The organism is Streptomyces sp. NPDC006925, from assembly GCF_042869575.1.
In the GTDB taxonomy this organism is placed as follows: Bacteria; Actinomycetota; Actinomycetes; order Streptomycetales; family Streptomycetaceae; genus Streptomyces.
In genome coordinates this window covers 26,790-38,382 of record NZ_JBIAGB010000001.1, presented here as the reverse complement: position 1 = coordinate 38,382, position 11,593 = coordinate 26,790, and the positions used below count along the sequence as shown (strand labels likewise).

Genomic DNA, 11,593 nt, shown 5'->3' with positions numbered 1-11,593 from the left:
GCCCCGGTTCCAGGTGCGCACGCGAGAGGGCACCGCGCTGCCAACCCGGCGGGGGATGGTGACGAGGCCATGTCCGACCCCGGCGCCATCCCCCGCCCGGGCAGCAGAGGGCGGCGCAGCCGGGCTGTACAGGGCAGTTCCGGCCCCGGAACGCTGCCCGGGACCGGAACCGAACCCCTACCGGCGTGCGCCGGCCCTGCTCAGGCCGCTACCGCGGCGGGTACGTCCGCCACGGCGATCAGCTCCGTGAGGGCTGTCCGGGCACGCGCGACCCGTGAGCGGACCGTGCCCACCGGACAGCCGCTGACCCGCGCTGCTTCCGCGTAGGGAAGCCCCAGCAGTTGGGTCAGGACGAACGCCTCCCGGCGTTCGTCCGGTAGCGACGCGAGCAGTTCGAGGAGCGCGACCCCCTCCTCGAACCCCGGCAGGCCCTGAGGTTGCGCATGCTCGACGGCTGTCTGCCAGTCGGTGACATCCGCTGCCCTGGGTCGGGCGGCAGCATGCCGGTAGCTGTCGATCACCGCACGCCGTGCGATGGACAGCAGCCACGACCGGGCCGAGGAGCGTCCCTCGAAGCGGTGCAGGCTGCCGAGGGCACGCAGAAAGGTGTCCTGCGCGAGATCGTCCACGGCCTGCGGGTCTCCGCACAGGTGGCTGACGTAGCGCAACACGTCGCGGTGAAGCGCACGGACGAACAACTCGACGGCGTGGGAATCACCGTTGCGGGCTGCCAGCGCCCATGCGGTGATCGACGCGTCGACCTCCGTTCTTCCTGGATCGCGGTGTTGCGTCGTCGATGGCAAAGCAGGAGCGATCACCTGTTGTCCTTCTCGGTCATCCAGAACCCGGCCGTCGGCGGCGCGCGGACGTGGCAGGGCGCGCACGGCTCAGAGCCGGGCCGGGCCCGGTTCGTCGGTGGGTGGATCGGCCGTGCGGAAACACGCGCACGGCCGGTGCCCGGGACGCAGCGGAGCCGCCCCGGGATGCCGGCTGCCGTCAGGCGGCAGCGGTCACCGCAGGAGGACCTCTGGAAATGATCGAAAAGGCGAGAAGGAGGAGGTGTGCCGTCCGCTCGGCGCCTGAGCGGGCCGACCGGAGCCGTGGACGGTCCGCGGTCCGGGGGAGGGCCAGCAGCAGCCGCAGGGGGGCGGTGAGCCAACCGGCGACGGCGCGCAGGAGGCGGAAGGCGGCTCGCTCGCCGTATCCCAGCCACAGGCCGCACAGCACAGCAGCCAGCAGGTGCGCGGCCAGCATCCCGAACGACCAGGTGCCGCTCATGGAATGGTCCATGTGCCCCATGGGAGCGGAGTGCAGGTGCTCCGGGCCGGCAGCGGGGGAGCCGACGTGCGGGACGGCTTGCTCCCCGCACATCCGGCCTGTTCCCCCGTGCGGGGAGCCGAGGGCCGCGGCTTTCGTGCCGCCGGGTCCCGGCCCCGAGGGAGAGGTCGGGAGGGACTGTGCCAGGGAGAAGGCCGAGTGCAGCACGGCCTGGACGACGACGGCGACCGTGACGACCAGTTTCAGCCCGCGCTCCCGATCGGCCAGCCGCCACGCGCCGGCCGCGGTCACGGCGAGCCCGGAGCCGAGCGCCCAGGCGGGGACGTCGCTTCCGGACATCAGGACGTGACCCAGAGCGGCGACGAGCACGCAGAGGGCCGAGAAGAACCCCGCCCGCAGCGCCTTCGAGCACCACCCCACAGTCATCACGCCTCATGCTCCCACCCGGACGCGGGGCGACCCGAAGCGGGCTCGGCGCTCAGCGTCCGGCCGACCCCTCCGCTTCCGACGAAGCACCCGTGCAGGGGCGGCAGTTGGGGCCCGCACTGCGGTACGCCCTCTGGCAGGCGGTGCGCCCTGAGGAGGGAGATTCTCCGTCCACGCCCCCGTGACTGCTCGGTCCTGCCCCCTTCCAGCCGTTCGCCTGTATACCTCGCGCCATCGGCGTCGGGCACGATGTCAGACCGACGAGGCGCACCTGACGGCGACGCGAGCGGTGGGCCGCCGCAGACGCCCTTCAGCACGCGGCGCAACGCGCCGCCCACGTCGGGGGAGCAGGGATTCCTCGCCCGCGGGACGGCGTTCCCCGAGGCAGCCGAGGGCGAGCTGAGTATCGAGCCGGACCACTGGTGACACCCTGAGCGGTGCCGGCGGAAGCATCCCCTCGCCCCGGCGGACCCTCTCGCCGGATCGCACGGAGCGAAGTCCGGCCTCTCCCGGGGGCGCGTCCCGTCAGCTCGTCCTGTCACCGGCGCTTACGACGGTCGCCAGGACGGTGAGAGGTCCGCCGCGCTCGAAGTGCAGGGTGAAGGGGATGCGCTGCCCCAGTCGCCAGTCCCCTTCGGGGCGGACCGTGACGTCGGTGCCGTGCGGATCCATGGTCAGCTCGTCCTCCGCGGGAATCGCCACGCCCTCCACCGGCCACCGGTACGCGGCCCCCGAGCGTGTCATCCGGTGCCGGCTCAGGGCCGGCGGGACCTTCGTGTGCGGGGAACTGACCGCCAGCAGCCGGTCGGGCGAGCCGCCGGTGTTGGTGATCGTGAAGAACGCCGCGGTCTCGGGGGTGTTGCCGAGGCGCTGGTAGACGTGCCCCCCGGTGACGGCGAGACGCGCGGGGCTGCCCGCGTTGCCCCCGGCGGTCCAGGCGCCCAGGCCCGCGAGGGAGAGCCCGCAGGCGAGCACCGGTGTGGCGGCGACGGCGACAGGCCCTCGTAGTCGCGCGATGAGGGTGGCATTCACAGGCTGGTCGACTCCGGGAAGAAGGGGTTCACAGGGCACTGCTGGGGGAGCGGGGGCGGCGTGCGGGGGGCGGGGCGGGTTGCCAGTGGCGCAGCCGCAGGCTGTTGAGGACGACGAGTACGGAGCTGAGGGACATCGCCGCGGCGGCCGGCATCGGGCTGAGCAGGCCGGTCATGGCGAGGGGGATGGTGACGGCGTTGTAGCCGAAGGCCCAGAGGAGGTTGCCCCGGATGGTGGCGAGGGTGCGCCGCGCGAGCCGTACCGCGTCCGGAAGCGCCTCGATGTCGTCCCGGACGAGTGTCACGTCCGCGGCGCCGATGGCGACGTCGGTGCCCGTGCCCATCGCGATGCCGAGGTCGGATCCGGCGAGTGCCGCGGCGTCGTTGACCCCGTCGCCGACCACGGCGACACGGCGGCCTTCCTTGCGCAGGGAGCGGACGAGTGCGGCCTTCTGCTCGGGGGTTCGGCGAGCGTGCACCTCCTCGATGCCGAGGGCCGCGGCGACGGCCCGGGCTGGGGCTTCCTGGTCGCCGGTGACCAGGACGGGCCGCACTCCCAGGCGCCGGAGCCGGTCCACCGCGTGGTAGCTGCCGAGGCGCACCACGTCCCCGAGCGCGATGACGGCCTCCGTCTGTCCGTCGACGTGGACGACCACGGGGGTGTGCCCGGCCTCCAGTGCCTTGAAGAGCGCGCTGCCCAGCGCGCCGGGCAGCTCCCCTTCGGGGGCGCGGACCGCGACCATCCTGCCCCCGACGGTGCCTTGCACGCCGTTCCCCGGCGTGGCCAGGAAGCCGGTGAGCGCCTGCGGTCGTACCGCGTCCTCGCCCAGACTGCGCCGGGCGTGCGCGACGACGGCCCGCCCGAGCGGGTGTTCCGACCCGCTCTCGACGTTCGCCGCGAGGCGGAGGGCTTCCTCTGCCGTCAGGCCGTGCTCGCGTGCGGTCACAGCGGTGACGTCCAGCCGGCCGGAGGTGAGGGTGCCGGTCTTGTCCAGGACGACGGTGTCGACCCGGCGCAGCGCTTCGAGTGCTTGCGCGCCGCTGACCAGGACGCCGAGCTGCGCGCCGCGTCCGGTCGCGGCCATCAGGGCGGTCGGGGTGGCGAGCCCGAGCGCGCAGGGGCAGGCGACGACGAGGACGGCCACACACGCCGTGACGGCGGGCTGCACGTCGGCCCCCGCGCCGAGCCAGAAGCCGAGCACGGTGACGGCGACGGTCAGCACGGCCGGGACGAAGACCCCGGCCACCGTGTCGGCCAGCCGCTGCGCGCGGGCCTTTCCGGCCTGGGCCTCGGCGACCAGGGCGGTGATGCGGGCGAGCTGGGTGTCGCCGCCCACCGCGCCGGCCCGTACGAGAAGCCGCCCGCCCGCGTTGACGGCCCCGCCGGTGACGGACGAGCCGGCCGAGACCTCCACCGGCTGCGTCTCCCCGGTCACCAGGGAGAGGTCGACCGCCGAGGTGCCGTCGGTGACGATCCCGTCGGTGGCCACCCGCTCTCCGGGACGGACGACGAACACCTGGCCCACACCGAGGTGTTCGGCACGGATGAGCCGCTCGGCGCTGCCCTCCCGCATGGTCACCTCCTTCACGCCCAGTTCCGCGAGTGAGCGCAGGGCCGCCGAGGTGCCCCGCCGGGCGCGTGCCTCCAGGCGGCGGCCGGCCAGGACGAAGAGCGGGACGCCCACCGTTGCTTCCAGGTAGATGTGGGCGACTCCGTGGGAGGCGCTGGGCAGCAGGGTGAAGGGCATGCGCATGTCGGGATCACCGGCGCCGCCCAGGAAGAGTGCGTAGGCGGACCAGGAGAAGGAGGCCAGTACACCGAGTGAGACGAGCGTGTCCATCGTGGCCGCCCCGTGCCGCAGCCCCCGCAGCGCCCGCCGATGGAAGGGCCAGGCACTCCAGAGCGCGACCGGCGCGGCCGACACGAAGCACAGCCACTGCCAGTTGCGGAACTGCAGGGACGGCGCCATCGACAGCACGAGGACCGGCGCCGCCAGCAGCGCCGTCACCACCAGGCGCCGCGCAAAGCGCTCTTGGGGCTGTTCCTCCTCCACCTCCTCGCTCTCCGCGGCGGCGGGCGGAGCGGGGACGCTCGCCGCGTAGCCGGCCTTCTCGACGACCTCCACCAGCGAGGCGGTGCCGAGATGAGCGGGATGCTCGACGCGGGCGCGGCCGGTGGCGAGGTTGACGGCAGCGGTGACGCCCTCCAGGGCGCCGAGTTTCTTCTCCACGCGGCGCACGCAGGCCGCGCAGGTCATCCCCTCGACCCTCAGATCCGTGGTGACCAGCGCCGGCGGTGCGGCCTCTGCGGTCATCAGTGGCCACCCCCGTGATCCATGCCGTCCATACCGCCCGTGCCGCCCCCTCCGGGAGCGTCGTCGTGCGGCACCCCGCGCATGTCCGGGGCCACCGGCCCGGCGAGCGATCCCGCCTGGTACGACAGGGCGAAGACAGCGGCGAGCAGCAGCAGGAAGCCTGCCAGTGCCGCGTACGGAGTGGAGAGGAGGCGTCGCCCGGGAGGGGGCGTCACCGAGTCGTTCATGGCGGAGACTCCGGCTGGAGAGGTGAGGCACGCGAGGGAACACGGCAGTACGGTCCAGATGTCGGCCCGCCACCGGAGTCAGTTCCCGCACAACGCATGTGAAGCGCAACACATCGCCGGTGCTTGGTGATTCCTCCCGGTCCTCACGGCATCAGGACGACAGCATCGCCTCCCCACGCGGCCGGCCCGGTGCCGCTCCCTTCACGGTCCCGGGCGACGCGGAGGTACCTCGACGGCCGAGGACGGGGCCTGCGGCTGCTGAGTGAGGCCTAGTGCCTGCTCGACGGCGTTCACGCGCCGCCGCTGCCGGCGCATGAGGAAGGGATTGATCAGACCCACGCCCATGACCAGGAGATTGAGGCAGGCGAGCCCGTAGCGGTGGTCGAGGACCTGTGCCACCGCGCTCACCAGCAACAGCAGCGCGGCGCCGCCCATCAGCCACCACGCCCACCGGCGCTGCTGGGCGCTCAGCATGCGCCGCTGCCGCCTGACGATGTCGATCGCAGCCGGCAGCACGACGGGGTCCTCCGGTACCTGCCCCCGCCGGATCCCGCGACTCACCTTCAGGTACCGGCCCGCGCTCAGCCCGAACCCCGCCGCCTGGCGCCGAACCCACCACCATGCCCCGGCGGCCGCCCCCGCGGCCGACAGCAGAAGGGCGGGGGCGAACAGCAGGCCCCAGGTGACGTCCCCCGCGTTCTCAGGGCCGAACACCCCCACGAGGAACCCGGTCAGTGCCGCCGCCAGCAACACGATGGAGACGATCCCGGCCGCATAGCAGCGCCCAGCACCTCTGCGTGTTCCCCCGGCCTGTTCGGACATCGCCGTCCCCTTCTGGTGCTTCTCGTGTGTCCGTTGCGGTGCATGACCGGATACCCGAAGGGACTCCGGCACACCACTGCACCCGGTGAGGAACCGTGCGACGGGCGACGCGCCGCACGCCCTTCCGCTCTCCGGGGCGGGGCGGCTGGGGGAGCGGTGCATGCGGGCCGCCGGTTCCCGGCGCGGCGAACCGCGAGCGGTTCAGCCGGTGCCTCCTTCGGCAGGTTCGTGCCGGTCTCCCGAAAGACTGCGGGGACCGAGGGGCCGGCGCATGGTACGGATCGCGTGGGCGAGGCGGAGCACAACGGTCGTGCCGCCCGCCACTGCCGCGACGCAGAGCGCAGTCACGGCATCGGGTATCCACTGCAGCACTCCGAGTACGTCACCGTAGTGGGCGAGCGCCACCAGGAGGAGCAGCGGCACCGCGCCGAGCGTGCACCAGCCGGCGGTGCGGGCCAGGACACGGTGCCCGGAGGCCGGCTCGCGGGTCCCGCGCTTGAGGAGCAGAACCGCGCGCCCGGTGGAGAGGAGCAGCAGCGCCGCAAGAGCGGTGCTGCTCCAGACCGCCCAGTGGTAGAGGGACGCGGCGGGGTCGCCCGTGGGCTGCCGTCCGTCGGCCAGAATCCGTGCTGCTCCGAAGCCGACCTGCATGACGGCCTTGTCCTGGAGGAGGCCGTAGAGGTTCTGCTGGAGGACGAGGGCGATGTTCCGTTCCGGGATGAGGAAGAGCATGGCCGAGTAGCCGGGGGTTGCTCCGGTGTGCCAGACGGCGTTCCGGAGCGGGGCCTTGAGCCCGCCCACCCGCCAGCCGAGGCCGTATCCGGTGCGGGTGGGGGAGTCTCCGCCTTCGGAGGTGAGTGTGCCCTCGGTGCGCATCAGCCGGGTCGACGCGGGGGTCAGGACGCGGTCGCCGTCGGCGGTCTTCCCGCCGCGGAGTTGCAGTGAGGCGAAGTCGGCGAGGTCGGTGAGGGTTCCGCCCAGGTAGCCGTAGCCGGCTCCGTGGTCGTCCATCTCGTCGGCGACGGCTGCCGGCCTGCCCCACAGCATCTGGTGTCCGGGAGGCAGGCGCTGCTCGCGGGCCGACGCCTTGTCGGTGATGGCGGTGTCCATGCCCGCCGGGGTGAGGACGGCCTGCCTGACGTACTCGGCGAAGGGGCGGTGGGTGACGGCCTCGACCACGGCTGTCAGCACCACGTAGTTGGCGCTGGTGTACGCGTAGCCGGCGCCGGGCGGTCCGGTCGGCTCGATCCGGTCGAGGGCGGCGAGGCGCCCCGCCGGGGCAGGGCAGTCGGCGTCGTAGCAGTCGGCCACTTCGAAGGTCGCCGATTCGGGCATGCCGGAGGTCTGTTCGAGCAGGTGGCGGACCGTCACTCTTCCGGCGTGCGCGGTCCCGCCGAACCGGAACGCAGGGAGGTGGTCGACGACCGGATCGTCCAGGTCGAGACGTCCGTCCTGGACGAGGGTCATCACGGCGGTCGCGGTGACGGGTTTGGCGACGGATCCCCAGAGGAACGGAGTCTCGGCCGTGACGCGCTCACCTCTCCCGTCCTCTCCCCAGGAACGTTGATGCACCGGCCCGCCGGGGCCCACGACGGCGTAGGAGAGTCCGGGCGTGCGGGTGGCTTCCATGCGGTCGCGCACATAGGCGTCGATCGCGGCGTAGCGGTCCGCCGGAGCGGCCGCAGCGGCGGGAGGAGCGGCCGCCACACACGGCAGCAGGCCGAGCAGCAGCGGCGTCGCCCTCGTGAGGACGCGCCGGAGAAAGGAGCGCATGGGGTTCCTCGTCGTTGATCCCGGAGAGAAGATAACCGTATAGCAGTACGGTTATAGTCGTACGGTGATACGGTTATCAAGTGTCAAGAACCGCCGATCACGGAGAACGCCGGCGCCGGATCGCCGTCGCCGTCCGGACGCTGATCTCCGACCAAGGGCTCGACGCGGTCACCGTCGCCCGCACCGCGGCAGCGGCCGGCATGTCCGTCGGACTCGTCCAGCACTACTTCCGCACCAAGGACGACATGCTGCTCCACGCCTTCCAGGAGGTCGGCACGGCCCTCCGCGAGCGGGCCGGGCAGCGGATCCGGGACGGCATCGAGCACCGGCGCCCGGTCGCGGCCGTCCTGGCGCAGGCGATGACCGAGCTCCTTCCCCTGGACGAGGAGCGCCGCACAGAGTTCCGCGTCAGCACAGCGTTCGCCGGCCGAGCGCTGGACGTCCCGGCCCTCGCGGAGATCGACGCGGAGACCGCCCGGCGACTGCGTGCCGACATCGCCGCGGCTGTCCGCAACGGCAAGGAATGCGGCGAGGTCGAGGCCGGACTGGACCCCTGGCCCGCCGCCGTCCGGCTGACCGCCGTCACCCAGGGACTCGCGACGCAGATCTACCACGACCCGGCAGGTGTGAACGGCACCACCGCGGCCGAGCTGGCGGCATCCGTGATCGACGCCGAACTGTCCACCGTCTTCACCGGGGAGTGCCGCCAGTACGCCGCGCGGGACGAGGCATGACGCCTCCTGCGCTCCTCCGCCAGGACATTGGTTTCCCCGCTTCGCCCCCGCCCTCCCGCCGGTGACCGCAGGCGGAACGGCAGGCACTTCCTCAACCGCACGGCGTGCTCCGGGACCTGTGAGCCGCCTCGGTCGCCGCGGCCAGGGCCGCGAAGACTCGGGCAGTCCGGTGCGCGGAGGTTGCACCCGCCCCGACGGCCGCGCCGCCCGACCGGGGCCCGGTGAACTCCCCTGCGGGCCCGGCGGCTGCAGGTGCCCGCAACCGGGCTTGTGGAGCTTCCGCAGATCGCCCGTACGAGGTGCGGAGGGGCCGTCGGCCGCCGCGGCCTCAGCAGAGCCCGACCGGCCGATGCGGGAGCTCCTCGTACCGGGGTCCGACCGGGCGGGTGACTGCACCGAGACCCACGGGGCGACGGCTTCCGACGCGGCGCTCGGCCGACGGAATCCACGCGGCCGGTTGGAGGCCGGGTGCTGGAGGGGCGGCCGACGGACCGTCGGGCCACGTGCCATCGGCAGAAGAACGCACCGCACCCCCGCGCCCGGTCCGAAGCCGGCAGCAGGGAGCTGTCGCACACCTGGCACCGTGGAATGAACCTCCACGCATCGCCCGCAGCAATACGCTCCCGCTTCATCGGGCACTGTCCGGCCCGGAAATCCGTTTGCTGTGCAGGCGATCGCCCTCAGCCTCCGCCGCACGATCAGACACCGTCGCCACCGGGCACGGTCGTGCCCTCTCCGGTCGGTTCGCCCCCCGGGAGATAGATCACCAGGGTCTGTTCGGGCTGTTCGGCCAGATGGAAGGCGGTGTAGACGTACTCGACCGTCCCCTGCCTCGGGTGCCGTAGGCGTTTGCGGCCGCCGCGCCGGGCCCGTACCTCGTACTGGGGCCACCATTCCCGCATCTCCGGGCTGTCCTCGTTCAGTTCCTCGATCAGCCGGGTGTAGCGCGGGTCGCCGGGATGGTTCGCCGCCAGGGCCCGGAGCCGGCCGAGCAGGCCGCGCGCCTCGGGTTCCCAGTCGACCAGCACCTGCCGGGCCGCAGGTTCGAGAAACACCCAGCGGACGAAGTTCGCGGGCCGGTCCGCCTCCGTGACGAGATGCGGGAACAGCTCGTCCGCCGCCCGGTTGTGGCTGAGAACGTCGTAGTTGCCGCCGATGATGTACGCCGGGTTCGGCTGCAGCAGCAAGGGGACGGCACTCACCTCTGCCGTCAGCAGATCGTGTGCTCCGGCCTCGGCCACCGGTGTATGACCGGCGAGCCGGAGAAGGTGGTCGCGTTCGTGCCGATCCAGCCGCAGCGCCGAGGCGAGCGCGGTCAGGACCTGTTCGGAGGCGCGGATGTCCCGCCCCTGCTCCAGGTACGTGTACCAGGTGGCGCTGATCCCGGCCAGCAGCGCGAGCTCTTCTCGGCGCAGCCCCGGAGTCCGGCGGCGACCGGTGCGGGGCAGGCCGACCGCGTCAGGGGTGAGGCGCTCTCTCCGGCTGCGCAGGAACGCGCTCAGCTGACGGTGTCGGTCCGGTTGCGTGGACATGGCAGCGTGGCACCTCAGGTTCCAGGATAAGTACATTCTGGATACCAGGCTATTCCTGACGGAGGCTGGTGTGCGAGCACGGGCCGCGGCGGCATCACCGACGGCCCCACACCGTCACACCGGCACCGTCCGCCCCGTCGGCAACGTTTTGCTGATTACTCGTCAGTTCCTGTTGCCCTCGGCGCCCGGACTCGGGTGCCGAAGAAGGAGAGGACGAGGTCATGTCCGGAATCAAAGGCAAAGTGGTGGCGATCACCGGAGCAAGCAGCGGCATCGGCGAGGCGACCGCCCTGCTGCTCGCCGAACGCGGCGCGCGTCTCGTCCTCGGCGCACGCCGCTCCGAGCGCCTGGCCGAACTGGTGGCGCGGATCGAGCAGTCGGGCGGCACGGCAGCGCACATCAGCACAGACGTGACCCGCCTGGACGACATGCGGGCCCTGGTCGCTCTCGCCGATGAGCGGTTCGGCCGACTCGACGTCCTGGTCGGCAACGCCGGAGTCGGCACCCTCTCGCCGCTGGACGACCTGCGCACCGACGAGTGGGACGAGATGGTCGACGTCAATGTGAAGGGCGTGCTGCACGGGATCGGCGCCGCGCTGCCGGTCTTCCGCGCACAGGGCACCGGCCACTTCATCACCACCGCCTCCACGGCCGCGTTCCGCATCGTGCCGAGCATGGCGGTCTACGCCAGTACCAAGTTCGCGGTCCGCGCCCTCTGCGAGGGGCTGCGCCAGGAGGCCGGCGACTCCCTGCGGGTCACCACTGTCTCGCCCGGCGCGACGGCGACTCCGTTCGCCGAGGCGTCGGCCAACAGCCGGATCAGAGCCGAGATCACACAGATGCGCGACAAGCTCGCGATCCCGCCCGCGGCAATCGCCACCGCCGTGGCCTTCGCGATCGAACAGCCCGCGGCGGTCGACGTGAACGAGATCGTCGTCCGGCCCACCGCCCAAGGCTGACCGCCCACTCCTCCTCCGCCGTCACATACCTCCCCGTACTGGGCGGCCCCTTCGCCATCCCACTCCTGCTCGGCACGGCCCTGACCGGATCGATCGTCTACTCCCTCATGTCCCTCCAACCGGCCCGGGGCAGGCATCGCCGCGACCCGGGCTTGTACGTGATCCCCATGGTGGCCGGGATAGCCGTCGTCGCCCTCGCCTCCGCCTCCGCCCGGCCCGCCGGCCGTTTCGCCGTCGTCGCCCACCCGCTGGGCCTTCCACATGGACAGGCCGGGCGGCGCTCAGTCCTCCACGGGCTGCTCCGGGGGAGGAGCGTCTCTGTGCGTCTGACGGCGGCGTGGAGGAGGACCGGGGCCGGTCGAGGGCGGCTGCCGGGCAGGACTGGGCTTCCGAGTACGCATCTGCCGCCGACGCGATCCCCCTTCGAGCGTAGAGGCCCTCGCTCCTCACCGTTCGAGGGCCCGTGGTCCGGGCCGGTGCCGCAGAGCGGCAACCG

11 protein-coding genes are annotated in these 11,593 nt (G+C 72.6%); 3 read left to right on the top strand and 8 right to left on the bottom strand.

The annotated features are described in order from the left end of the window. Positions 1-200: 200 nt before the first annotated feature. Both ACFYNS_RS00195 and ACFYNS_RS00190 read right to left on the bottom strand, forming a co-directional pair. Complete coding sequence (locus ACFYNS_RS00195; RefSeq protein WP_388599709.1) at positions 201-818, bottom strand: sigma-70 family RNA polymerase sigma factor; 618 nt, start codon at positions 816-818, stop codon at positions 201-203. 178 nt (positions 819-996) lie between these two features. Further along, complete coding sequence (locus ACFYNS_RS00190; RefSeq protein WP_388599707.1) at positions 997-1,704, bottom strand: hypothetical protein; 708 nt, start codon at positions 1,702-1,704, stop codon at positions 997-999. Positions 1,705-1,953: 249 nt separating this feature from the next. Between ACFYNS_RS00190 and ACFYNS_RS00185 the strand changes: the two genes are divergently transcribed. Next, the gene (locus ACFYNS_RS00185) at positions 1,954-2,130 is read left to right on the top strand and encodes a hypothetical protein (protein WP_388599705.1); all 177 of its coding nucleotides are present in this window, start codon (positions 1,954-1,956) and stop codon (positions 2,128-2,130) included. 99 nt (positions 2,131-2,229) lie between these two features. Here ACFYNS_RS00185 and ACFYNS_RS00180 read toward each other — a convergent pair whose 3' ends face one another. The 5 genes from ACFYNS_RS00180 to ACFYNS_RS00160 all read right to left on the bottom strand — a co-directional run bounded on the left by ACFYNS_RS00180 (position 2,230) and on the right by ACFYNS_RS00160 (position 7,872). Continuing rightward, a complete protein-coding gene (locus ACFYNS_RS00180) occupies positions 2,230-2,736 on the bottom strand; it encodes a copper chaperone PCu(A)C (RefSeq protein ID WP_360293071.1) in 507 nt (168 codons plus the stop codon). 28 nt (positions 2,737-2,764) lie between these two features. Further along, positions 2,765-5,050, bottom strand: coding sequence for a heavy metal translocating P-type ATPase (locus ACFYNS_RS00175; RefSeq protein ID WP_388599701.1), 2,286 nt, complete (start codon positions 5,048-5,050; stop codon positions 2,765-2,767). Beyond that, a complete protein-coding gene (locus ACFYNS_RS00170) occupies positions 5,050-5,277 on the bottom strand; it encodes a hypothetical protein (protein ID WP_360293065.1) in 228 nt (75 codons plus the stop codon). The genes ACFYNS_RS00175 and ACFYNS_RS00170 overlap by 1 nt, the downstream gene beginning before the upstream one ends. A 201-nt stretch (positions 5,278-5,478) precedes the next feature. Next, positions 5,479-6,099 carry a hypothetical protein gene (locus tag ACFYNS_RS00165; RefSeq protein ID WP_388599699.1) on the bottom strand — a complete coding sequence of 207 codons (621 nt, stop codon included), beginning with the start codon at positions 6,097-6,099 and terminating at the stop codon, positions 5,479-5,481. 201 nt (positions 6,100-6,300) lie between these two features. After that, a complete protein-coding gene (locus ACFYNS_RS00160; RefSeq protein ID WP_360293059.1) occupies positions 6,301-7,872 on the bottom strand; it encodes a serine hydrolase domain-containing protein in 1,572 nt (523 codons plus the stop codon). An 80-nt stretch (positions 7,873-7,952) separates the two neighbouring features. Between ACFYNS_RS00160 and ACFYNS_RS00155 the strand changes: the two genes are divergently transcribed. Further along, positions 7,953-8,606: a TetR family transcriptional regulator C-terminal domain-containing protein gene (locus tag ACFYNS_RS00155; RefSeq protein WP_360293056.1), complete on the top strand. Its 654-nt coding sequence runs from the start codon at positions 7,953-7,955 to the stop codon at positions 8,604-8,606. A 698-nt stretch (positions 8,607-9,304) separates the two neighbouring features. On the opposite strand, the gene ACFYNS_RS00150 is transcribed toward ACFYNS_RS00155, so the two are convergent. Then, a complete protein-coding gene (locus tag ACFYNS_RS00150; RefSeq protein ID WP_388599695.1) occupies positions 9,305-10,138 on the bottom strand; it encodes a helix-turn-helix transcriptional regulator in 834 nt (277 codons plus the stop codon). A gap of 221 nt (positions 10,139-10,359) precedes the next feature. Here ACFYNS_RS00150 and ACFYNS_RS00145 point away from each other — a divergent pair, with 221 nt between their 5' ends. Next, positions 10,360-11,097 (top strand): SDR family oxidoreductase, encoded by a 738-nt coding sequence (locus ACFYNS_RS00145; protein WP_360293050.1) that lies wholly within the window; start codon positions 10,360-10,362, stop codon positions 11,095-11,097. Positions 11,098-11,593: the final 496 nt, after the last annotated feature.